This window comes from Seonamhaeicola algicola, assembly GCF_007997385.1.
Taxonomy (GTDB): domain Bacteria; phylum Bacteroidota; class Bacteroidia; order Flavobacteriales; family Flavobacteriaceae; genus Seonamhaeicola; species Seonamhaeicola algicola.
In genome coordinates, this window is record NZ_VOSC01000025.1 from 323,377 (window position 1) to 344,062 (window position 20,686).

28 protein-coding genes are annotated in these 20,686 nt (G+C 33.7%); 25 read left to right on the forward strand and 3 right to left on the reverse strand.

Annotated elements, in window-relative coordinates; all coding sequences use genetic code 11:
* Nucleotides 1–231 precede the first annotated feature (231 nt).
* From FUA26_RS10065 to FUA26_RS10075, 3 genes are all read right to left on the reverse strand, one after another.
* A complete protein-coding gene (locus FUA26_RS10065; RefSeq protein ID WP_147135296.1) occupies nucleotides 232–1,707 on the reverse strand; it encodes a RagB/SusD family nutrient uptake outer membrane protein in 1,476 nt (491 codons plus the stop codon).
* Nucleotides 1,708–1,713: 6 nt separating this feature from the next.
* Nucleotides 1,714–4,896, reverse strand: coding sequence for a SusC/RagA family TonB-linked outer membrane protein (locus FUA26_RS10070; RefSeq protein ID WP_147135298.1), 3,183 nt, complete (start codon nucleotides 4,894–4,896; stop codon nucleotides 1,714–1,716).
* Between the two features lie 147 nt (nucleotides 4,897–5,043).
* A complete protein-coding gene (locus tag FUA26_RS10075) occupies nucleotides 5,044–6,651 on the reverse strand; it encodes a POTRA domain-containing protein (protein ID WP_246109119.1) in 1,608 nt (535 codons plus the stop codon).
* A gap of 344 nt (nucleotides 6,652–6,995) precedes the next feature.
* On the opposite strand from FUA26_RS10075, the gene rpsL reads away from it, so the two are divergent.
* The 25 genes from rpsL (at nucleotide 6,996) to secY (ending at nucleotide 20,657) form a co-directional block, all read left to right on the forward strand.
* Nucleotides 6,996–7,370 (forward strand): 30S ribosomal protein S12, encoded by a 375-nt coding sequence (gene rpsL / locus FUA26_RS10080; protein WP_147135301.1) that lies wholly within the window; start codon nucleotides 6,996–6,998, stop codon nucleotides 7,368–7,370.
* A 20-nt stretch (nucleotides 7,371–7,390) separates the two neighbouring features.
* The gene (rpsG, locus tag FUA26_RS10085) at nucleotides 7,391–7,867 is read left to right on the forward strand and encodes a 30S ribosomal protein S7 (protein ID WP_147135304.1); all 477 of its coding nucleotides are present in this window, start codon (nucleotides 7,391–7,393) and stop codon (nucleotides 7,865–7,867) included.
* 5 nt (nucleotides 7,868–7,872) lie between these two features.
* Nucleotides 7,873–9,999: an elongation factor G gene (gene fusA / locus FUA26_RS10090; RefSeq protein ID WP_147135307.1), complete on the forward strand. Its 2,127-nt coding sequence runs from the start codon at nucleotides 7,873–7,875 to the stop codon at nucleotides 9,997–9,999.
* A 12-nt stretch (nucleotides 10,000–10,011) separates the two neighbouring features.
* Nucleotides 10,012–10,317 carry a 30S ribosomal protein S10 gene (gene rpsJ / locus FUA26_RS10095; RefSeq protein ID WP_007650482.1) on the forward strand — a complete coding sequence of 102 codons (306 nt, stop codon included), beginning with the start codon at nucleotides 10,012–10,014 and terminating at the stop codon, nucleotides 10,315–10,317.
* Between the two features lie 141 nt (nucleotides 10,318–10,458).
* The gene (gene rplC / locus FUA26_RS10100) at nucleotides 10,459–11,076 is read left to right on the forward strand and encodes a 50S ribosomal protein L3 (protein WP_147135311.1); all 618 of its coding nucleotides are present in this window, start codon (nucleotides 10,459–10,461) and stop codon (nucleotides 11,074–11,076) included.
* Nucleotides 11,076–11,705, forward strand: a complete 630-nt coding sequence (gene rplD / locus FUA26_RS10105; protein ID WP_147135314.1) for a 50S ribosomal protein L4 — start codon at nucleotides 11,076–11,078, stop codon at nucleotides 11,703–11,705. Before rplC ends, rplD begins: the two co-directional genes overlap by 1 nt.
* Nucleotides 11,706–11,712: 7 nt before the next feature.
* Nucleotides 11,713–12,003, forward strand: a complete 291-nt coding sequence (gene rplW / locus FUA26_RS10110) for a 50S ribosomal protein L23 (protein ID WP_147135317.1) — start codon at nucleotides 11,713–11,715, stop codon at nucleotides 12,001–12,003.
* A 10-nt stretch (nucleotides 12,004–12,013) separates the two neighbouring features.
* On the forward strand, nucleotides 12,014–12,841 hold the full coding sequence (rplB, locus tag FUA26_RS10115; protein ID WP_147135320.1) for a 50S ribosomal protein L2: 828 nt from the start codon (nucleotides 12,014–12,016) through the stop codon (nucleotides 12,839–12,841).
* A 3-nt stretch (nucleotides 12,842–12,844) separates the two neighbouring features.
* Nucleotides 12,845–13,123, forward strand: a complete 279-nt coding sequence (gene rpsS, locus FUA26_RS10120; RefSeq protein WP_013869040.1) for a 30S ribosomal protein S19 — start codon at nucleotides 12,845–12,847, stop codon at nucleotides 13,121–13,123.
* Between the two features lie 6 nt (nucleotides 13,124–13,129).
* The gene (gene rplV / locus FUA26_RS10125; RefSeq protein ID WP_147135323.1) at nucleotides 13,130–13,537 is read left to right on the forward strand and encodes a 50S ribosomal protein L22; all 408 of its coding nucleotides are present in this window, start codon (nucleotides 13,130–13,132) and stop codon (nucleotides 13,535–13,537) included.
* 9 nt (nucleotides 13,538–13,546) lie between these two features.
* The gene (gene rpsC / locus FUA26_RS10130) at nucleotides 13,547–14,266 is read left to right on the forward strand and encodes a 30S ribosomal protein S3 (protein ID WP_147135326.1); all 720 of its coding nucleotides are present in this window, start codon (nucleotides 13,547–13,549) and stop codon (nucleotides 14,264–14,266) included.
* Between the two features lie 19 nt (nucleotides 14,267–14,285).
* The gene (rplP, locus tag FUA26_RS10135; protein WP_147135329.1) at nucleotides 14,286–14,705 is read left to right on the forward strand and encodes a 50S ribosomal protein L16; all 420 of its coding nucleotides are present in this window, start codon (nucleotides 14,286–14,288) and stop codon (nucleotides 14,703–14,705) included.
* 13 nt (nucleotides 14,706–14,718) lie between these two features.
* A complete protein-coding gene (gene rpmC, locus FUA26_RS10140; protein ID WP_147135332.1) occupies nucleotides 14,719–14,910 on the forward strand; it encodes a 50S ribosomal protein L29 in 192 nt (63 codons plus the stop codon).
* A gap of 12 nt (nucleotides 14,911–14,922) precedes the next feature.
* Nucleotides 14,923–15,180 carry a 30S ribosomal protein S17 gene (rpsQ, locus tag FUA26_RS10145; protein WP_044626931.1) on the forward strand — a complete coding sequence of 86 codons (258 nt, stop codon included), beginning with the start codon at nucleotides 14,923–14,925 and terminating at the stop codon, nucleotides 15,178–15,180.
* Between the two features lie 2 nt (nucleotides 15,181–15,182).
* A complete protein-coding gene (gene rplN, locus FUA26_RS10150; protein ID WP_147135335.1) occupies nucleotides 15,183–15,551 on the forward strand; it encodes a 50S ribosomal protein L14 in 369 nt (122 codons plus the stop codon).
* 12 nt (nucleotides 15,552–15,563) lie between these two features.
* The gene (gene rplX / locus FUA26_RS10155) at nucleotides 15,564–15,875 is read left to right on the forward strand and encodes a 50S ribosomal protein L24 (protein WP_147135338.1); all 312 of its coding nucleotides are present in this window, start codon (nucleotides 15,564–15,566) and stop codon (nucleotides 15,873–15,875) included.
* A gap of 2 nt (nucleotides 15,876–15,877) precedes the next feature.
* Nucleotides 15,878–16,429 (forward strand): 50S ribosomal protein L5, encoded by a 552-nt coding sequence (gene rplE, locus FUA26_RS10160; RefSeq protein ID WP_147135341.1) that lies wholly within the window; start codon nucleotides 15,878–15,880, stop codon nucleotides 16,427–16,429.
* Nucleotides 16,430–16,432: 3 nt separating this feature from the next.
* Nucleotides 16,433–16,702 carry a 30S ribosomal protein S14 gene (gene rpsN, locus FUA26_RS10165; RefSeq protein WP_136480159.1) on the forward strand — a complete coding sequence of 90 codons (270 nt, stop codon included), beginning with the start codon at nucleotides 16,433–16,435 and terminating at the stop codon, nucleotides 16,700–16,702.
* A 71-nt stretch (nucleotides 16,703–16,773) separates the two neighbouring features.
* Nucleotides 16,774–17,172, forward strand: coding sequence for a 30S ribosomal protein S8 (gene rpsH, locus FUA26_RS10170; protein WP_147135344.1), 399 nt, complete (start codon nucleotides 16,774–16,776; stop codon nucleotides 17,170–17,172).
* A 21-nt stretch (nucleotides 17,173–17,193) separates the two neighbouring features.
* The gene (gene rplF, locus FUA26_RS10175; RefSeq protein ID WP_147135347.1) at nucleotides 17,194–17,736 is read left to right on the forward strand and encodes a 50S ribosomal protein L6; all 543 of its coding nucleotides are present in this window, start codon (nucleotides 17,194–17,196) and stop codon (nucleotides 17,734–17,736) included.
* A 10-nt stretch (nucleotides 17,737–17,746) separates the two neighbouring features.
* Nucleotides 17,747–18,103: a 50S ribosomal protein L18 gene (rplR, locus tag FUA26_RS10180; RefSeq protein WP_147135350.1), complete on the forward strand. Its 357-nt coding sequence runs from the start codon at nucleotides 17,747–17,749 to the stop codon at nucleotides 18,101–18,103.
* 6 nt (nucleotides 18,104–18,109) lie between these two features.
* Nucleotides 18,110–18,634, forward strand: coding sequence for a 30S ribosomal protein S5 (rpsE, locus tag FUA26_RS10185; RefSeq protein ID WP_147135353.1), 525 nt, complete (start codon nucleotides 18,110–18,112; stop codon nucleotides 18,632–18,634).
* Between the two features lie 11 nt (nucleotides 18,635–18,645).
* Complete coding sequence (rpmD, locus tag FUA26_RS10190; RefSeq protein WP_147135356.1) at nucleotides 18,646–18,825, forward strand: 50S ribosomal protein L30; 180 nt, start codon at nucleotides 18,646–18,648, stop codon at nucleotides 18,823–18,825.
* Nucleotides 18,826–18,842: 17 nt separating this feature from the next.
* Nucleotides 18,843–19,295 carry a 50S ribosomal protein L15 gene (rplO, locus tag FUA26_RS10195; protein WP_147135359.1) on the forward strand — a complete coding sequence of 151 codons (453 nt, stop codon included), beginning with the start codon at nucleotides 18,843–18,845 and terminating at the stop codon, nucleotides 19,293–19,295.
* A 15-nt stretch (nucleotides 19,296–19,310) separates the two neighbouring features.
* A complete protein-coding gene (gene secY / locus FUA26_RS10200) occupies nucleotides 19,311–20,657 on the forward strand; it encodes a preprotein translocase subunit SecY (RefSeq protein WP_147135362.1) in 1,347 nt (448 codons plus the stop codon).
* Nucleotides 20,658–20,686: the final 29 nt, after the last annotated feature.

Consider the following 20,686-nt stretch of genomic DNA (forward strand, 5'->3'; position numbering starts at 1 on the left):
TTAAAACTTTCTAATTTGTGTTAAAATATGTGTGTTTTATAAAATTTGTTGATTTAAATTAGATATTGATAAATGATTGTACGTTTAATCATTATTTTTCAATGTTAATGTAAGTTTTGGTTTTTAAGCCTCATTTTAGATAGCTAAGATTTGTAGTGATAATCTAATATAATAAAAAAACCACCCTTTAAGGGTGGTTTATATTCTACTCTATTTTAATTAGAGTTTAAATTATGGATTTTGATCACCAACGTTTATGTTAGGGTTAGAATTGATTTCTCCTTGTGGTATTTGCATTTTAAAGAAATCACCTCCAACAGGAATATCTATTGCTCCAAAACTTCTATGGTTAGAGCCTTCTCCAGTTCTATCTAATGGTTTCTTTAATCTTTTTAAATCAAACCAAGAAACGCCTTCTCCCCACAATTCAATTCTTCTTTGTAAATATATTTCTTCAACTAAATCCATGCCTGTATTTGTTGATTTTGTATAGCCAGGATCTCTGTTGCTAACTAATTCAAACAAAACATCAGCAGCAGTGGCGTCTCCTAATCTAGCTTTCGCTTCTGCCTCAATTAGGTACATTTCAGCAGATCTCATATATGAATAATCTCCTTCAAATGACCCGCCAGCATCAATAAACTTTACGTTAGCATATCCAATGTAACCTTCTTCAGCAGGAAAATCAGGGTTTCCATCTACAGGGTCAATCCATGCAGCTTTACGTAAGTCAGTATCAGGAATTTGATCATATAGTCTAGCGTCAATCATTTTAAAACCAAAACCAAAACCTACACCACCATAGCCGTCAGCAGTACTGTCAAAGTGAGAAAAGAAAGAAATAAAAGTAGTAGAAGTAAGATTGTCTATGTCAGCTCCCCACATCCATTCTACATTGTTTATATCATCAAACCCATCAGTAGCGTAATTTTCTCCAGGCATTAAAGTATATGATGATCTAGCAGCAGCAGCGTTATCTGCAGCTAATTGCCAATTGCCAGTTTCTAAATAAACATTTGCAAGAAAACCTTCTACAACATTCTTGTCTATCTCTTGTTTGTTAGCTCTAGAGTATCCGTCTAAAAGAGTTTTTGCTAGCTCTAAATCAGGGATGATTTGGTCATAAACATCTTGAACTGTTCCTCTACTTTTTCCTGAAAAATCAACACGATCTGGAATTGGTACACCAGGTGAATTTTCATTACCTATGTAAGTATCTGAATAAACACGGACTAAGTTAAATAAAGAAAATGATTTTATAGCTAAAGCTTGACCAAGTAATGCGTCTTCACTTGCTGTTCTAAATTCTTTATCTTGCAAGCCATTAATAACAATATTTGCATCAGCGATAGCAGTATAATATGTATTCCAAACTATATTGGTTCTAGAACTTGTTTGTTGTCTTCCATTGTAGTTATACAAAAATATATACCAGTTGAAATTATTTAAAACAATGTCTTGACCCATCATATCTGTAATGGCCATAATACCTTTTTGACCATAATCTACATCTACTCGAGCTGGATTACCAACTCCAAAAGACCTTAAGTTGGCGTATATACCTCTTAAAATAGCTTCGTTAGCCGCAGGTGTACTTGCTACCTGTTCATCCGAAATAGAATTTGCAGGTTCAGTATCTAAGAAATCTTCTTCACAAGAGAAAAGACCTCCTAGTAATATAATAAATAAAAATTTAAATTTTTTCATAGTTTTTTAGAAATTAAGAGTTAAACCTAAAGAAGTAGTTCTAGATAAACCAAACTCATTAACGGCATTACCCGTAATACTTAATCTAGGATCGTAGCCTTTTCTGGCTTTTGACCATAAGTGTAAGTTATTGCCTGTAGCATATATTTTTGCTCCAGTTATACCTAATCGGTCTAATAACCTACTGTTAAAGTTGTAAGTTAAAGTTACATTTTGAAGGTTTAAATATGATGCATCAACAAGGAAAAATGAAGATGTTCCAGCTTGGTTAACATCACTAATATCTAACCTTGGTATTGATGCTGTAGGGTTTTCTGGTGTCCAAGATTTAAATACATCATTATGAAAATTATCACCAGCAGATGTTGTTCCTAATAAGTTTTGGTAGACACCGTCATAACCATAGCCTCCAATTTGATAAGAAAAATTAATTCCTAATGAAAAGTTTTTATATCTAAAGTTTGTAGAGAAACCTCCGTATAAATCAGGGATAGCAGATTTGCCAACAAAATATTCAGTAGCATTAACTCTGTCATTAGTAGTTTCTCTTTCTCCTGTAGGCTCTCCGTTTTCAATAACATCGGTATACCATAATCCGTCTCCGTTAGTTTCATCTACTCCTGCAAACTCTCTAATAAAGTAATCATATCTTGATTGACCTTCTTTAAGTCTAAATAATCCATCATCAATGAACTCTTCTGGTAAAGATGTAATTTCATTTTTATAATGAGTACCATTTAGTGATAAGAACCACTGAAAGTCCTCTGTTGAAATTATATCACCTGATAATGAAACTTCAAAACCTTTGTTTTCCATGTCTCCAACGTTAGCAGGTTTTGTTCCTACACCATCACTTTGGGCTAATGGTTCAAAGAATAATAAATCTTCAACTTCTCTAACAAAGTATTCTCCGTTAAAAGTCAATCTATTATTAAATAATGAAAACTCTATACCGGCGTTTATGTTTGTTGATGTTTCCCAAACTAAATCTTTGTTTCCTAGTTGGAAGAAAGTTATTCCAGGAATGTTACCACCAGCATTAATTATATCAGATTGGTTTGTATAAGCGTAATAGTTACGATTATCATTGTCTCCAACAATTGTTCTAGTGTCTTCATAAAGAATAGCATCATTACCTTGTTGACCATAACTAGCTTTTAAACGTAAGCTATTTAACCAAGAAACATTGAAAAAATCTTCTTTGTGAACAGACCAAGCACCACCTAAACCGTAAAAATTTCCCCATCGGTTGTCAGGGTGGAAAACTGATGAGCCATCTCTTCTAAAACTTGCGTTTAAGAAATATTTATCGTCAAAATCATATGTTAACCTCGATAAATAACCTTCAACAGTATAGTCTTTTTGATAACCCGTTAAAAATTGAATATTAGTACCATTATTTAATACTGGTAAACCTGTAAGTACAGTTTCTGTAACTTGACCAGCTAAAAGCCTAAAGTTGTAATCATTGCTTTCATGCCCTACTAAAACAGATAAGCTATGTTTTCCTAAATCTTTATTCCAGTTTAATAATTGCTGGTGTGCAACGGTTATGCCTCTGTTAGATCTGGTTGTTATTCTTCCGTTAAAAGAAAGAGCATCACCACCTTCAGGAGTTGCATATCTTGTTATGTTGGCTAGTGTTAAATCAGCAGAAACATTGTAAGTGAATTCAAAATCTCTTAAAAATTTTGCAGAAACACTAAATCTACCAGAAAGGTTGTCAGAGATATTATCATTAACATCTAAGATACTTGTACCAACAGGATTTGAATTTGATTTAAAACTGGGTCTTGTGCCAACAGAACCCCCTGTACCTAATCCAAAATCAAATATTCTTTTTCCATTTGAATCAAGTATGTAGTTGCCATTAGCATCTCTACTATATACAGGATAAATAGGGGCTGTTCCTCGTGCCCAACCTGCTATATTACTAACACTATTAGAGCCAAAACCTCCTAGAGGGTTGTCTGCAACAGTATTTGAGTAATTAATACCTGCACTAAACTTTAACCAATCTTTTGCTTGATATTCAGAACTTAGTCTGGCAGTTATTCTTTCAAACCCAGAATTAACTATTATACCTTCATCATCAAGATGACCTAATGATAAGAATGTGCTTAGTTTTTCATTTCTGTAACGTAAACTTAGATAGTTTTCGTGTCTAACCCCTGTTCTATAAGACTCATCTAACCAGCTATCCTGATATAATAAATTAGCAGAAGGGTTTAGTCTTCCTGTGAGAGGATCTATTATTTGATCTTCAGAAACATTAAAACTATTGTAACCAAGAGGGAAATCTGGGTTTGAAACAATATTTGCAGCAGCTGTTTGTGCAGCATCAGCGGCAGTAGCACCTCCATTAATTAAGTCTAACCTAGTTCTATCAAAAACTGCTTCATAATAACGACCGGAATCGGTAATAATATCATATTCAGGTACAGCTCTGTAATTAAAACCTACTTTAGTGTCTAATGTAACTTCTAATTTTTCAGAAGCGCCTTTTTTTGTTGTTATGATTATAACACCATTAGCACCTCTACTTCCATATAATGCGTTTGCAGATGCATCTTTCAGGAAAGTCATAGATTCAATATCTTGGGGGTTGATTGCATTTAGGTTTCCATTGAAAACAATACCATCAACAACATATAAAGGGGCGCTAGAAGAGTTAATAGAGCCAATACCTCTAAAACGAACAGTTGGGTCAGCACCAGGAGCACCAGATTGATTAATTATTTGTACACCAGAAACCTGCCCTACAAGACCTTGCACTACAGATGCTGATGGGACATTGCTTAACTCTTCAGTTTTTAGAGTTGTTACTGATCCCGTAATTTCTTCTTTCTTTTGTGTACCATAGGCAACAACTACAACCTCTTCTAAAGAAGCAGCATCCTCTTTCATGGTTACGTTTAACGTACTTGAACTACCTACGGTAGCTTCTTTAGTAGTGTAACCAACAAAACTAAACACAAGAACGGCTCCTTGTTTTGCTTTAATTGAGTATTTACCATCAAAATCAGATGATGTACCAGATGTGGTACCTTTAACTAAGACAGTTGTTCCTGGTAGCGGTAGGCCAGATTCATCTGTTACCGTTCCTGAAATTGTCTTTTCTTGCGCAAATGATATATGCACAACAAACGCTAGTATTAGCGTTAAAATTCCACTAAACTTTGTTTTCATTTTATAATTATTTGAATTAGTCAATGTCAAAAATCAAAATAAAAAGTTAATAAAACAATAAATAATGGTTAAAACTTGTGTTTTACGGGTAAATTTTAACAAATAATAAAGAAATAGTTTCAATTTTTTGCATTGCGTTTTTTTTGGCTAAAAAATTGTAGTTAAGCTAATGTGTACTTTTGAGTTGGAAAATTTAAACTGCTGTCCTTCACTTTTTCCGTTGGCATAATTAAGTTTGAATAAACCAGATTTGGTAAAAATACCGAACCCGAAACCATAACCAAAAAGTTTTTCATTTACATTAATTATTTCATTTTCATAATAACCAGCATCAATTACAGAGTGTATGTAAATGTTACTATTTAGTTTTAGTCTGTACTCTGTATTCATAACGCCAAAAAGTGTTGCGTAAAGACTGTTTTCTTCAAAGCCTCTTATGGAGTTTATGCCTCCAAATCTTAGTAATTCATTTTCAAAAAAAGACCTCGAATTTATTACAGCTCCGCTTAATTTAAAATATAAACTATTTTTTTTATTTAGGTTGAAAATTTTAAAGGTGTTAATTGCTTGTGAACTTTGTTTTGTAGTGTTGTTTTTTTGTTTGCGTTCACCAAAATTGCTTTCTATGTAAAATAATGTGTTTACAGGAAATAGAATGTCGTTGTTTTGTGGTTTTGAGTATTGGTAACCTATTGTGAAATAGTTTTTCTTATAATCAAAAAAAGCTGTTTGCGTGTTGTTTAGAAGATTGCTTGATGTTTCGTTAATAATACCGGAGTAAAATTTTTGTTCAGGATTTATTTGGTAATGTAATTTAGCACATTGTATGGCGGTAGTGAATGTTGAGTCTTTTTTAAAAATATTTAAACCTAAATCTAAACCAACAGGAGATTTGAATATGTATGGCAATGATAGGTTGGCATTAAATGTTTTTTGGTCGTTTTCATCACTTTTGTAAAGTAGCTTAAATGACTCGCCAAAATTTAAGTTGTTAACAAGGTTTAGGTTTAAGTAGCCATCAAATTCAATTTTATTGGTGTCTTCATTACTGCCAAATCCTAAAAAACCATCAAAAGCATTGCTTTGTTTTTTGTTTATATAGAGGTAGAGTGTTGTTGAGTCTTTTGTGAATAAAACTTCAGGAGTTTTAATTTCAGATGCAAATGATAAAGATTGTAACGCGCGTATTTGTTTTTTTATTTTATTCAAATTAAAGGTTTGTTTAGGTTTAATTTTTAAATAATATTTTAAAAATGACTTTGGGAATTTTTCATAACCTTTAACTACTATATTATTAATGGTTCTTTTTTTTGAGGTATCATCAATAACTAAATATGCTGTTACTGTTTTTTTATCTTTAATTTTAAAATTGTCTAGTTTAAGTTTTATAAAAGGAAATCCTTTATTCCCTATGTTTTCGTTTAGTTCATTTAAAGTAGATTCTGTTTTTGAAAATTTTAAAGTAAAAGGGTTTGGGTGTTTATCTCTAAGTATATCTTTTAAAAGGTCTTTTTTTGTGTTATAAAACACTTCTAAATATTCATATAAATTGTTCAGGTTTATTTTGCAGATAAATGAGCTGTCATTAATTTTTTTAATGTTTTCAGCGTAGCTTTCTAAATACCCTTTTTTATAAAGCGTTTGTAATGATGTGTTGATTTCGTTTTCTAGCGAAACTAAATCTTTATGTTTTTTTTGATAGTTTAATGAGTCAATGCTTAGTGTTTCAACTTCTGAAGCACCATAAATTTTCAAATTTAAATTTTGACCAAACGCGCAAAAAAAGCAGCAGGATAATAACAGGGAAAGAAAAATATATTTCTTCACAGTAGTTTTTTCATGTTTTGTTATGTAAAACTAACGTAAAAATAATTAGTAACAATATATAATGTTATTGTAGGCATTTTAATGATTAGGTTGTATTATTCATGTTATTTAAAGTGTGGTTTTAATGTTTTTATTAGTTTTTAATTTGCTTTAGAAAAATAAATATTTCTATCTACTTTGAAAATTAATGAATTAGGGTTTGAATTGTTAAATATAATTTCTACCTTTGCAGCCCTCTAAGAAGAGGATTTTAAATTTATATAAGAATTTATATGCCAACAATTTCACAATTAGTAAGAACAGGAAGAGCCAAAATAACCAAGAAGAGTAAATCGGCTGCTTTAGATTCTTGTCCACAAAGACGTGGTGTATGTACTCGTGTTTATACAACAACGCCTAAAAAACCTAACTCAGCAATGCGTAAGGTAGCAAGGGTTCGTTTAACAAACGGTAACGAGGTAAATGCATACATTGGTGGAGAAGGGCACAATCTACAAGAGCACTCGATAGTATTGGTTAGAGGTGGAAGGGTAAAAGATTTACCAGGAGTTAGATATCACATTGTGCGTGGTGCTTTAGACACAGCAGGTGTTAACGGTAGAACGCAACGTAGATCTAAGTATGGTGCTAAACGCCCTAAAAAGTAATTAAACTTTAACAAGAAGACATGAGAAAAAGACAAGCTAAAAAGAGACCTCTTTTACCAGACCCAAGATTTAATGATCAGTTGGTAACACGTTTTGTGAATAACTTAATGTGGGACGGTAAAAAGTCTGTAGCGTTCAGAGTATTCTACGATGCAATTGATATTGTAGATGCTAAAAAAACAGATGATGAAAAATCTGCTTTAGAAATCTGGAAAGATGCCCTATCAAACGTTATGCCTCACGTAGAAGTGCGTAGTCGTCGTGTTGGTGGTGCTACATTCCAAATTCCTATGCAAATTCGTCCAGATAGAAAAATTTCTACAGCAATGAAATGGTTAATTGGTTATGCTCGTAAACGTAATGAGAAATCAATGGCTCAAAGATTAGCTTCAGAAATTTTAGCTGCTTCAAAAGAAGAAGGTGCTGCGGTTAAGAAAAGAGTTGATACCCATAAAATGGCAGAAGCAAATAAAGCATTCTCACACTTTAGATTTTAAAAATAATGGCTAGAGATTTAAAATACACAAGAAACATTGGTATTGCTGCTCATATTGACGCAGGTAAAACAACAACTACAGAGCGTATACTTTATTATACAGGTGTATCTCACAAAATTGGAGAAGTACATGATGGTGCTGCTACTATGGACTGGATGGAGCAAGAGCAAGAAAGAGGTATTACAATTACTTCTGCTGCTACAACTTGTACTTGGCAGTTTCCATTAGAAAATGCACAACCAACTCCTGAAACTAAAGGATATCATTTTAATATTATTGATACTCCTGGTCACGTAGATTTTACGGTTGAAGTAAACCGTTCTTTACGTGTATTAGATGGTTTAGTGTTCTTGTTTTCAGCAGTTGATGGTGTTGAGCCACAGTCTGAAACTAACTGGCGTTTAGCAGATAATTATAAAGTTCCTAGAATTGGTTTCGTTAATAAAATGGACCGTCAAGGATCTAACTTTTTAGCTGTTTGCCAACAGGTAAAAGATATGTTAAAATCTAACGCTGTGCCAATCGTATTAAATATTGGTGATGAAGCAGATTTTAAAGGTATTGTAGATTTAGTTAAAAACCGTGCTATTGTATGGCATGATGAAACTCAAGGAGCTACTTTTGACGTAGTTGAAATACCAGATGATTTAAAAGAAGAAGCTAGAAAATACAGGGCTTTACTTATTGAAGAAGTAGCAACGTATGATGAGAATCTTTTAGAAAAATTCATGGAAGATGAAGATTCTATTACAGAAGAAGAGGTGCACGCTGCACTTAGAGCTGCTGTAATGGATATGGCTATTATACCAATGGTATGTGGTTCTTCATTCAAAAATAAAGGAGTACAGTTTTTATTAGACGCTGTATGTCGTTATTTACCATCTCCGTTAGATAGAGATAATATTGTAGGTACAAACCCTAATACTGAAAAAGAAGAAGTTCGTAAGCCAGATGCTAGCGAGCCTTTTTCAGCACTTGCATTTAAAATTGCTACAGATCCTTTCGTAGGGCGTTTAGCTTTCTTTAGAGCGTATTCAGGTCGTTTAGATGCAGGTTCATATGTGTTAAATAATCGTTCTGGTAAAAAAGAGCGTATTTCACGTATTTACCAAATGCACTCAAATAAACAAAATGCTATTGATTTTATAGAAGCAGGAGACATTGGTGCTGCTGTAGGATTTAAAGATATTAAAACAGGTGATACATTATCTGATGAGAAATCACCAATTATCTTAGAATCTATGGATTTCCCAGATCCAGTAATTGGTATTGCTGTTGAGCCAAAAACAAAGGCTGATGTAGATAAATTAGGTATTGCATTAGGTAAATTAGCTGAAGAAGATCCTACATTTACAGTTAGAACAGATGAGGCTTCAGGTCAAACAATTATTTCTGGTATGGGTGAGCTTCACTTAGATATTATTGTAGATCGTTTAAAGCGTGAGTTTAAAGTTGAAGTAAACCAAGGTCAACCTCAAGTAGAGTATAAAGAAGCTATTACACAACGTGCTGAACACAGAGAAGTTTACAAAAAACAATCTGGTGGACGTGGTAAATTCGCAGATATTGTATTTACAGTGGAGCCTGCAGAAGAAGGTAAACAGGGTCTTGAATTTATTTCAGAAATTAAAGGTGGTAACGTTCCTAAAGAATTTATCCCTTCAATTGAGAAAGGATTCAAAATGGCTATGACTAATGGTCCATTAGCTGGTTATGAAGTTGATGCTTTAAAAGTGACTTTAACTGATGGTTCTTACCATGATGTGGATTCGGATCAATTATCATTCGAGTTAGCTGCGAAATTAGGTTTTAAAGCAGCATCAAAAGCAGCAAAAGCTGTAATTATGGAACCAATTATGAAACTTGAAGTTATTACTCCTGAAGAAAACATGGGTGATATAGTAGGTGACTTAAACCGTCGTCGTGGTCAAGTAAATGATATGGGTGATAGAGCTGGTGCTAAAGTTGTAAAAGCAAGTGTACCATTATCTGAAATGTTCGGATATGTTACATCATTACGTACATTATCATCAGGTAGAGCAACCTCTACAATGGAATTTTCACACTATGCTGAAACTCCTTCAAACATTTCTGAAGAAGTAATTAAAGCAGCTAAAGGCGTTGAAGCTTAAATCTAAAAGAAAATGAGTCAAAAAATCAGAATAAAATTAAAATCTTACGATCACAATTTAGTAGATAAATCTGCTGATAAGATTGTAAAAACAGTAAAAAGTACTGGAGCTGTTGTAACGGGACCAATTCCATTACCAACTCACAAAAAGATTTTTACTGTATTACGTTCTCCACACGTAAACAAGAAATCAAGAGAACAGTTTCAATTATCTTCTTATAAAAGATTATTAGATATCTACTCTTCGTCATCAAAAACTATTGATGCGTTAATGAAGCTTGAATTACCAAGTGGTGTTGAAGTAGAGATTAAAGTATAGTTTTCATTATCGCGAAAGCGGTAATCTAACATGTCCCACCGATGCGGTCGCGGGAAAAACGGAAAAATACATTTCAGGGACGAAACGTATTTTGTCCCTGATTTTTTTTAAATAAGTAATAAATAAATTAATAATTAAATTATGTCTGGGTTAATTGGAAAAAAAATCGGTATGACCAGCATCTTTGATGAAAACGGGAAAAACATTCCTTGTACAGTAATTGAAGCAGGTCCATGTATCGTTACCCAAGTCAGAACTGAAGAAGTTGACGGTTATGAGGCTGTGCAACTTGGTTTCGATGACGCGACAGAAAAAAGTGCTACAAAAGCAGACTTAGGTCATGCTAAAAAGGCAGGTACTTCTGTAAAACGCAAAGTTGTTGAATTCAAAGGTTTTGATGCGGAGTACAAATTAGGTGATGCTATCAATGTAGATTTATTCAACGAAGGTGAGTTTGTTGATATATCTGGTACATCAAAAGGTAAAGGGTTTCAAGGTGTTGTAAAACGTCATGGTTTTGGCGGTGTTGGTCAATCAACTCACGGTCAACATAACCGTTTAAGAGCTCCTGGTTCTATTGGTGCTGCATCTTATCCTGCAAGAGTATTCAAAGGCATGAAAATGGCCGGAAGAATGGGTGGAGAAAAAGTAAAAGTACAAAACTTAAAAGTGTTAAAAGTTGTTCCTGAAAAGAACTTACTTGTTGTAAAAGGATGTGTTCCTGGTCACAAAAACGCTTATGTAATCATTGAGAAGTAATGAAAGTAGCAGTTTTAGATATAAACGGAAAAGACACAGGTAGAACAGCAGAGCTTTCTAAGGATGTGTTTGCTATTGAGCCAAATGATCATGCTGTATATTTAGACGTTAAGCAATACTTAGCTAACCAACGTCAAGGTACTCACAAATCTAAAGAAAGAAGTGAGATTGCTGGAAGTACACGTAAGATAAAAAAGCAAAAAGGAACTGGTACAGCCAGAGCTGGTAGTATAAAATCTGGAGTTTTTAAAGGTGGTGGTCGCATGTTCGGTCCAAGACCAAGAAACTACAGTTTTAAATTAAATAAAAACTTAAAGCGTTTAGCACGTAAATCTGCATTAAGTATTAAAGCCAATGAGAAAGCTATAACAGTTTTAGAAGACTTCAATTTTGAAGCTCCAAAAACTAAAAACTTTACAGCTGTTTTAAAGGCATTAAGCTTAGAAAACAAAAAATCATTGTTTGTGTTGGGTGGGTCAAATAATAACGTATATTTGTCATCGCGTAATTTAAAAGGTTCTGAAGTTATAACTAATTCAGAATTAAGCACTTATAAGATTTTAAATGCAAATCAAATTGTGCTTTTGGAAGGCGCTTTAGAAGGAATTGAATCTAACTTAAGTAAATAAGAAACAAATGAGTATCTTAATTAAACCTATAATCACAGAAAAAGCGACTGCTGATAGCGAGTTAAGAAACTGCTATACATTCGCAGTGAATACAAAGGCGAACAAGGTGGAAATAAAAAAAGCTGTAGAGGCTACTTATGGTGTTTCTGTTGAAAAAGTTCGTACTATAAATGTCCGTCCAGATAGAAGAACCCGTTATACAAAAACAGGTATTCAACATGGTAAAACAAATGCTGTTAAGAAAGCAATTGTACAACTGGCGGAAGGTGAAATGATTGATTTATACGCTAATATGTAATTAGACAACAATGTCAGTAAGAAAATTAAAACCAATCACACCAGGACAGCGATTTAGAGTGGTAAATGGATTTGACGCCATTACTACTGATAAGCCGGAGAAAAGTTTATTAGCTCCGAAAAAACGTACTGGTGGTAGAAACAGTCAAGGAAAAATGACCATGCGCTACAAAGGTGGAGGTCATAAGAAAAAGTATCGTATCATTGATTTTAAACGTAACAAAGTAGGTGTGCCTGCTGAAGTTAAAACTATAGAATACGATCCAAACAGATCCGCTTTTATTGCTTTATTGAACTATCAAGATGGTGAGAAAAGATATATTATTGCTCAAAATGGTTTGCAAGTTGGGCAAAACGTAGTGTCTGGTAATGAAGGTATAGCACCTGAAATAGGAAATGCAATGCCATTAAGCCAAATTCCTTTAGGTACTATTATTTCATGTGTAGAGTTACGTCCAGGTCAAGGTGCAGTTATGGCACGTAGTGCTGGAGCTTTTGCTCAATTAATGGCAAGAGATGGTAAGTTTGCAACTATTAAGTTACCTTCAGGTGAAACACGCTTAATATTAACTACTTGTATGGCTACAATAGGTGTTGTTTCTAACTCAGATCATCAATTGTTAGTATCTGGTAAAGCAGGTAGAACAAGATGGTTAGGTAGAAGACCAAGAACAAGACCAGTAGTAATGAACCCAATTGATCACCCAATGGGTGGTGGAGAAGGTCGTGCCTCAGGTGGTCACCCACGTTCTAGAAACGGTGTTCCTGCAAAAGGATTTAGAACACGTTCTAAAACAAAATCTAGTAATAAATATATTGTAGAACGTAGAAAGAAATAAGACATGGCAAGATCATTAAAAAAAGGACCTTACGTTCATTATAAATTAGAAAGAAAAGTAGCTGCAAACGTTGAAGCTAACAAAAAAACAGTAATCAAAACTTGGTCTAGAGCCAGTATGATTACACCAGATTTTGTAGGTCAAACAATAGCAGTACACAACGGCCGCCAATTTGTACCTGTTTATGTGACAGAAAACATGGTAGGTCATAAATTAGGAGAATTTTCACCAACACGTTCATTCCGTGGACATGCAGGTGCTAAAAACAAAGGTAAAAAGTAGTAAGCTATGGGAAGTCGTAAAAAACAAATGGCAGACGCTATTAAGGAGCAAAAAAAGCAAGTTGCTTTTGCTAAACTTAATAATTGTCCTACATCACCAAGAAAAATGCGTTTAGTAGCTGATTTAGTAAGAGGTGAAAGCGTTGAAAAAGCACTTAATATCTTAAAGTTTAGCCAAAAGGAAGCATCAAACCGTTTAGAAAAGTTATTACTTTCTGCTATTGCTAACTGGCAAGCTAAAAATGAAGATGCAGATGTTGAGTCGGCTGAATTATTTGTACAAGAAATTAGAGTTGATGGCGGATCTATGTTAAAAAGATTACGTCCAGCTCCTCAAGGTCGTGCACACAGAATTAGAAAACGTTCTAACCACGTAACATTAGTGGTTGGTTCTAACAATAACACACAAAGCTAAGATAGAGATATGGGACAAAAAACAAATCCAATCGGGAATCGCTTAGGAATTATCAGAGGATGGGAATCTAACTGGTATGGAGGAAATGATTATGGAGATAAATTAGCCGAAGACGATAAGATTAGAAAATACGTTCACGCACGTTTATCTAAAGCTAGTGTGAGTAGAGTAATTATTGAAAGAACTCTTAAGCTTGTAACCGTTACTATCACTACGGCTCGCCCAGGTATCATTATTGGTAAAGGCGGTCAAGAGGTAGACAAGTTAAAAGAAGAGCTTAAAAAAATTACCGGAAAAGAAGTTCAGATTAACATCTTTGAAATTAAAAGACCTGAACTTGATGCGTTCTTAGTAGCTTCAAGTATTGCAAGACAAATTGAAAACCGTATTTCATACCGTCGTGCAATCAAAATGGCTATTGCTGCTACTATGCGTATGAATGCTGAAGGAATAAAAATTCAAATTAGTGGGCGTTTAAACGGAGCTGAGATGGCACGTAGCGAACACTATAAAGAAGGTCGTATTCCTTTATCAACATTTAGAGCCGATATTGACTATGCTTTAGTTGAAGCACACACTACTTATGGTAGATTAGGTGTTAAAGTATGGATAATGAAAGGTGAAGTATATGGTAAAAGAGAGCTTTCTCCGCTTGTTGGATTATCTAAGAAGCAAGGAAAAGGTGGCGGTAGAGGTAATAATAACAAAAACCCTCGTCGTAGAAAGTAATTTTTTAAAGTAAAGAAACATGTTACAGCCTAAAAGAACAAAATTTCGTAAGCAACAAAAAGGACGTATGAAAGGTCTGTCTCAAAGAGGACACCAACTTTCAAACGGAACTTTTGGAATAAAAGCATTAGATGCAACGTTTATTACAGCTCGTCAAATAGAAGCTGCGCGTATTGCTGCTACCCGTTACATGAAAAGAGAAGGGCAGTTATGGATTAAAATATTTCCAGACAAGCCTATCACTAAAAAGCCTCTTGAAGTACGTATGGGTAAAGGTAAAGGTGCAGTAGAACTATATGTAGCTGTTGTAAAACCAGGACGCGTAATGTTTGAAGTTGGTGGTGTGCCTTTAGAAGTAGCTAAAGAAGCATTACGTTTAGCAGCTCAAAAATTACCAGTAAAAACTAAGTTTTTAATTGCTCGCGATTACGAAGCATAATTTATTTGATATTATGAAACAATCAGAAATTAAAGAATTATCTACAGCTGAGTTACAAGAAAAACTTGGTGAGACAAAAAAAAGTTATTCAGACCTTAAACTGGCTCATGCAATATCTCCTTTAGAAAATCCAATTCAATTACGTTCTGTAAGAAGAACCGTAGCTAGAATTGCAACCGAATTAACTAAAAGAGAATTACAATAATTCTGCTGAAAGATGGAAACAAGAAATTTAAGAAAAGAACGTATAGGAGTTGTTACAAGTAACAAAATGCAGAAATCAATTGTGGTTTCTGAGGTGAAAAAAGTAAAACACCCTATGTATGGAAAATTCGTATTAAAAACGAAGAAGTACGTTGCACACGATGAAAAAAACGACTGCAACGAAGGTGATACAGTAAGGATTATGGAAACACGTCCTTTAAGTAAATCTAAGTGTTGGAGATTAGTTGAAATAATTGAAAGAGCTAAGTAATTATGGTACAACAAGAATCAAGATTAAAAGTAGCTGATAACACAGGAGCTAAAGAAGTTTTAGTAATTCGTGTTTTAGGAGGTACAAAAAGAAGATATGCTTCTGTTGGAGACAAAATAGTTGTATCTGTAAAAGATGCTACACCTAACGGAAACGTTAAGAAAAAAGCAGTTTCTACAGCAGTAGTTGTTCGTACCGTAAAGGAAGTAAGAAGACCAGACGGATCTTATATTAGATTTGACGATAACGCTTGCGTTTTATTAAACCCACAAGGTGAAATGAGAGGTACACGTGTATTTGGTCCTGTTGCAAGAGAACTTCGTGATAAGCAATTCATGAAGATTGTATCATTAGCACCAGAGGTGCTTTAATACATTATTAAAATGACAAAGCTTAAAATAAAATCAGGAGATACTGTAAAAGTAATTGCCGGAGACCACAAAGGAGCTGAAGGTAAAGTACAAAAGGTATTAATAGATAAGAATAAAGCAATCGTTGAGGGGGTAAATATGGTTAAGAAACACACTAAGCCAAGTGCACAAAACCCTCAAGGAGGCATTGTAGAAAAAGAAGCGCCAATTCATATTTCTAACTTATCATTGTTAACTTCAAAAGGAGAAACAACAAGAGTAGGTTACAGAATGGAAGGCGATAAGAAAGTGAGATTTTCAGTAAAATCTAATGAAGTAATATAGTTATGGCATATTCACCAAGACTTAAAGAAGAGTATAAAAGCAGAGTAATTGCTGCTCTTACAGAAGAATTTGGATATCAAAACGTAATGCAAGTTCCTAAACTAGAAAAGATAGTAATATCAAAAGGTGTAGGTGCTGCAGTTGCTGATAAAAAGTTAATTGACTACGCGTTAGAAGAATTAACTACCATTTCAGGACAAAAAGCAATAGCAACAATGTCTAAAAAAGATGTTGCGTCGTTTAAATTACGTAAAGGTATGCCAATTGGAGCTAAAGTTACTTTACGTGGCGAAAGAATGTATGAGTTCTTAGATAGATTAGTAACATCTGCATTACCACGTGTAAGAGATTTTAACGGAATTAAAGCTACAGGTTTTGACGGAAGAGGTAATTACAACTTAGGAATTACTGAGCAAATCATATTCCCAGAAATAAATATTGACAAAGTGAATAAAATTTCTGGTATGGATATTACATTTGTAACTTCTGCTGAAACTGATAAAGAAGCAAAATCATTATTAACTGAATTAGGGTTACCTTTTAAAAAGAACTAAGATATGGCTAAAGAATCAATGAAAGCCCGTGAGGTAAAAAGAGCTAAAACAGTAGCTAAATATGCAGCTAAACGTAAAGCTTTAAAAGAAGCTGGTGATTATGAAGCATTACAAAAGTTACCAAAAAACGCTTCTCCTATTCGTCAGCATAATAGATGTAAACTAACAGGAAGACCTAAAGGGTATATGAGAACTTTTGGTATATCTCGTGTAACATTTAGAGAAATGGCTAATCAAGGCTTAATTCCTGGAGTAAAGAAAGCTAGTTGGTAATATTATTTATATAATCAGATTTAAGGTTCAGTTACCAACACTGAAAACCAAAATCGCAAAATCAATTAATTATGTATACAGATCCAATTGCGGATTATTTAACAAGAATTAGAAACGCAGTGCGTGCTAACCACAGAGTGGTTGAGATTCCTGCATCTAATTTAAAGAAAGACATAACTAAAATATTATTCGAACAAGGGTATATTTTAAGTTATAAATTTGATGATTCTACTACACAGGGTACCATTAAAATTGCACTTAAATACAATAGTGTAACTAAAGAACCTGTTATCAAGAAAATTCAAAGAATAAGTAAACCAGGTTTACGTAAGTATGCTGGTGCTAAAGAATTACCTAGAATACTTAACGGTCTTGGTATTGCTATAGTTTCTACTTCTCACGGAGTAATGACTGGTAAGCAAGCTAAAAGAGACAATGTAGGTGGTGAGGTATTATGTTATGTTTACTAATCTATAAAAAGGAAGAAAGCAATGAGTAGAGTAGGAAATAACCCAGTATCAATTCCAGAAGGAGTTACTGTAGAAGTAAAAGATAACGTAATTACTGTAAAAGGTAAATTAGGAGAGTTAACACAAGAGTTTGATACAGTTGATATCAAAGTTGAAGAAGGAAATGTACAAGTTTCTCGTTCAACAGATGCTAAAGCACACAAGGCAAAACATGGTCTTTATAGAGCTTTAGTAAACAACATGATTGAAGGTGTATCTAAAGGATTTACAAAAGAACTAGAGCTTGTTGGTGTAGGTTACAGAGCAAGTAATCAAGGACAAAAACTTGATTTAGCTTTAGGTTTTTCACACAATATTATTTTAGATTTAGCTCCTGAAGTTAAAGTTGAAACAGTAAGTGAAAAAGGTAAAAACCCAATAGTGAAATTAACTTCTCATGACAAACAACTTGTTGGCCAAGTAGCTGCAAAAATTCGTGGTTTCAGAAAACCAGAACCTTACAAAGGTAAAGGTATCAAGTTTGTTGGTGAAGTAATAAGAAGAAAAGCAGGTAAATCAGCTTAATAAGTAAGTTATGGCATTAACAAAGAACGAAAGAAGGTTAAGAATAAAAAACAGAATTCGTAAGGTAGTTTCTGGTACAGAAGCAAAACCTAGATTAGCTGTTTTTAGAAGTAATAAAGAAATTTACGCTCAAATTATAGATGACGTTTCTGGTAAAACTATTAGCGCTGCATCTTCTAGAGATAAAGACATTGATACCGCAAAAGCAAATAAAACTGAAGCAGCTAAACTAGTTGGTAAAGCTGTTGCTGAAAAAGCTTTAAAAGCAGGTATTGAAACTATTGCTTTTGATAGAGGCGGATATTTATATCACGGAAGAATTAAATCATTAGCAGAAGGAGCTAGAGAAGCTGGACTAAAATTTTAAGAAATTATGTATCAAAAATATAAAAGTGCAGAATTAGTAAAACCAGGTGGATTAGATCTAAAAGATCGTTTAGTTGGTGTACAAAGAGTTACAAAAGTAACTAAAGGTGGTAGAGCATTTGGTTTTTCAGCTATTGTTGTAGTTGGTGATGAAGCTGGTGTTGTAGGTCAAGGTTTAGGTAAATCTAAAGATGTAGCTAGTGCAATTGCAAAAGCTGTAGAAGATGCTAAGAAAAACCTTGTACGTATTCCAATTAGAAAAGGTACGTTACCACATGAGCAGAAAGGTAAATTTGGTGGAGCTAGAGTAAACATAATACCAGCTGCTCCTGGTACAGGAGTAATAGCCGGTGGTGCTGTTAGAACCGTTTTAGAGGCTGTTGGTGTGCATGATGTATTATCAAAATCTCAAGGTTCATCTAACCCTCATAATGTGGTAAAAGCTACATTTGACGCTTTATTACAATTAAGAGACGCCAATACTATTGCTAAAGATAGAGGTATTTCACTTGAAAAAGTTTTTAACGCTTAATAACATTAATAATGGGAAAAATTAAAGTAACAAAGGTTAAAAGCGCTATCAATCGTACGCAAAGACAAAAAAGAACTTTAGAAGCTCTTGGTCTTAAAAGAATTGGACAAGTTAAAGAACACGAAGCAACACCAAATATTCTTGGGATGATTGCTAAAGTTTCACATTTAGTTTCTGTTGAAGAAGCTTAAATAATACAAAACTGAAAATGGATTTAAGTAATTTAAAACCTGCAGAAGGTTCAGTAAAAAATCAAGGAAAAAGAGTAGGACGCGGACAAGGTTCTGGTAAAGGTGGTACTGCTACACGTGGTCACAAAGGAGCAAAATCTCGTTCAGGTTACTCTAAGAAACTAGGGTTTGAAGGTGGTCAAATGCCGCTTCAAAGACGTGTTCCTAAATTTGGTTTTAAAAATATCAACCGTGTAGAGTACCAAGGTATTAACCTAGATACATTACAACAATTGGTTGATGATAAAAAAATTAGTGATACTGTAGATTTTGATATCATCTTATCTAACAATTTAGCTGGAAAAAATGATCTAGTTAAAATTTTAGGTAGAGGAGAATTAAAAGCTAAATTAAAAGTATCTGCTCATAAATTTACTGCCTCGGCTAAAGCTGCTATTGAAGCTGCTGGAGGAGAAGCTGTAACATTATAAGACCCACTATAACGTATGAAATTTATAGAATCAATAAAAAATGTTTGGAAAATTGAAGAACTAAGAAACAGAATAGTGGTAACACTAGGTTTGTTATTAGTTTATCGTTTTGGTACGCAAGTTACATTACCAGGTATTGATGCTGAACAATTACAAAATTTAGCTGATAATACAGATTCTGGTATCTTGGGAATTCTTAGTGCATTTACTGGTGGTGCTTTGTCAAGAGCATCAGTATTTGCTTTAGGTATCATGCCTTACATTTCTGCTTCTATTGTTGTACAATTAATGGGTATTGCAATTCCTTATTTACAAAAACTTCAAAAAGAAGGTGCAAGCGGCCAAAAGAAAATAACACAAATTACACGTTGGTTAACCATCGCCATTTGTTTATTTCAATCGCCTGCATACTTAGCTAGTTTACCAAGTTTAGGTGTACCACAAAGTGCATTTTTATTAGGTACAGGCCCTTTATTCTATTTTTCATCAATTAGTATTTTAGTTACAGGGTGTATCTTTGCCATGTGGTTAGGTGAAAAGATTACAGATAAAGGGATTGGTAATGGTATTTCATTATTAATTATGGTAGGTATTATTGCTACGTTACCACAATCTTTTGTTCAAAATGCAGCAACAAGAATGGAAGGTAACAATGTAATGCTTATTCTTTTTGAACTTGTAATATGGTTTGTTATCATATTAGCATCTATAATGCTTGTAATGGCAGTTAGAAAAATAGCTGTTCAATACGCAAGAAGAACTGCTTCTGGTGGTTATGAAAAAGCTGCAGCAGGAGGATCTAGACAATACATACCTTTAAAATTAAATGCATCAGGTGTAATGCCAATTATATTTGCACAAGCTATTATGTTTGTTCCGGGTTTAATTGGAGGGTCTTCATTTATGAAAGACACAACGGCAGGTGCATGGTTACAAACAAATTTTTCAGATATTTTTGGTTTTTGGTATAATTTAGTATTTGCTTTATTAATAATTATATTTACTTATTTTTATACAGCAATTACAGTACCAACCAATAAAATGGCTGACGATTTAAAACGTAGCGGTGGTTTTATTCCAGGTATTCGTCCAGGATCAGATACTGCAGAGTATTTAGATAAAATAATGTCTCAAATTACATTGCCAGGTTCTATATTTTTAGCACTAATAGCTATATTTCCAGCTTTTATTGTTAAGCTAATGGATGTACAACAAGGTTGGGCATTATTTTTTGGTGGTACATCATTACTAATTATGGTAGGTGTTGCAATTGATACTATGCAGCAAGTTAATTCGTACTTGTTGAATAGGCATTATGATGGCTTGATGAAAACTGGTAAAAACAGAAAAGCAGTAGCATAAATTAGAGTATAGAAAGTTAGTGGTTAGTA

Coding starts and splice junctions, on each gene's coding strand:
- fusA (WP_147135307.1), top strand. CDS start 7,873: ATGGCTAGAGATTTAAAATACACAAGAAACATTGGTATTGCTGCTCAT.
- rplB (WP_147135320.1), top strand. CDS start 12,014: ATGTCAGTAAGAAAATTAAAACCAATCACACCAGGACAGCGATTTAGA.
- rplR (WP_147135350.1), top strand. CDS start 17,747: ATGGCATTAACAAAGAACGAAAGAAGGTTAAGAATAAAAAACAGAATT.
- rpmC (WP_147135332.1), top strand. CDS start 14,719: ATGAAACAATCAGAAATTAAAGAATTATCTACAGCTGAGTTACAAGAA.
- rplV (WP_147135323.1), top strand. CDS start 13,130: ATGGGAAGTCGTAAAAAACAAATGGCAGACGCTATTAAGGAGCAAAAA.
- rpsQ (WP_044626931.1), top strand. CDS start 14,923: ATGGAAACAAGAAATTTAAGAAAAGAACGTATAGGAGTTGTTACAAGT.
- rpsJ (WP_007650482.1), top strand. CDS start 10,012: ATGAGTCAAAAAATCAGAATAAAATTAAAATCTTACGATCACAATTTA.
- rplC (WP_147135311.1), top strand. CDS start 10,459: ATGTCTGGGTTAATTGGAAAAAAAATCGGTATGACCAGCATCTTTGAT.
- secY (WP_147135362.1), top strand. CDS start 19,311: ATGAAATTTATAGAATCAATAAAAAATGTTTGGAAAATTGAAGAACTA.
- rplN (WP_147135335.1), top strand. CDS start 15,183: ATGGTACAACAAGAATCAAGATTAAAAGTAGCTGATAACACAGGAGCT.
- rplO (WP_147135359.1), top strand. CDS start 18,843: ATGGATTTAAGTAATTTAAAACCTGCAGAAGGTTCAGTAAAAAATCAA.
- rpsS (WP_013869040.1), top strand. CDS start 12,845: ATGGCAAGATCATTAAAAAAAGGACCTTACGTTCATTATAAATTAGAA.
- rpsN (WP_136480159.1), top strand. CDS start 16,433: ATGGCTAAAGAATCAATGAAAGCCCGTGAGGTAAAAAGAGCTAAAACA.
- rplE (WP_147135341.1), top strand. CDS start 15,878: ATGGCATATTCACCAAGACTTAAAGAAGAGTATAAAAGCAGAGTAATT.
- rplW (WP_147135317.1), top strand. CDS start 11,713: ATGAGTATCTTAATTAAACCTATAATCACAGAAAAAGCGACTGCTGAT.
- rpsE (WP_147135353.1), top strand. CDS start 18,110: ATGTATCAAAAATATAAAAGTGCAGAATTAGTAAAACCAGGTGGATTA.
- rplD (WP_147135314.1), top strand. CDS start 11,076: ATGAAAGTAGCAGTTTTAGATATAAACGGAAAAGACACAGGTAGAACA.
- FUA26_RS10070 (WP_147135298.1), bottom strand. CDS start 4,896: ATGAAAACAAAGTTTAGTGGAATTTTAACGCTAATACTAGCGTTTGTT.
- rplP (WP_147135329.1), top strand. CDS start 14,286: ATGTTACAGCCTAAAAGAACAAAATTTCGTAAGCAACAAAAAGGACGT.
- rplF (WP_147135347.1), top strand. CDS start 17,194: ATGAGTAGAGTAGGAAATAACCCAGTATCAATTCCAGAAGGAGTTACT.
- rpsG (WP_147135304.1), top strand. CDS start 7,391: ATGAGAAAAAGACAAGCTAAAAAGAGACCTCTTTTACCAGACCCAAGA.
- rpsC (WP_147135326.1), top strand. CDS start 13,547: ATGGGACAAAAAACAAATCCAATCGGGAATCGCTTAGGAATTATCAGA.
- rpsL (WP_147135301.1), top strand. CDS start 6,996: ATGCCAACAATTTCACAATTAGTAAGAACAGGAAGAGCCAAAATAACC.
- rpmD (WP_147135356.1), top strand. CDS start 18,646: ATGGGAAAAATTAAAGTAACAAAGGTTAAAAGCGCTATCAATCGTACG.
- rpsH (WP_147135344.1), top strand. CDS start 16,774: ATGTATACAGATCCAATTGCGGATTATTTAACAAGAATTAGAAACGCA.
- rplX (WP_147135338.1), top strand. CDS start 15,564: ATGACAAAGCTTAAAATAAAATCAGGAGATACTGTAAAAGTAATTGCC.
- FUA26_RS10065 (WP_147135296.1), bottom strand. CDS start 1,707: ATGAAAAAATTTAAATTTTTATTTATTATATTACTAGGAGGTCTTTTC.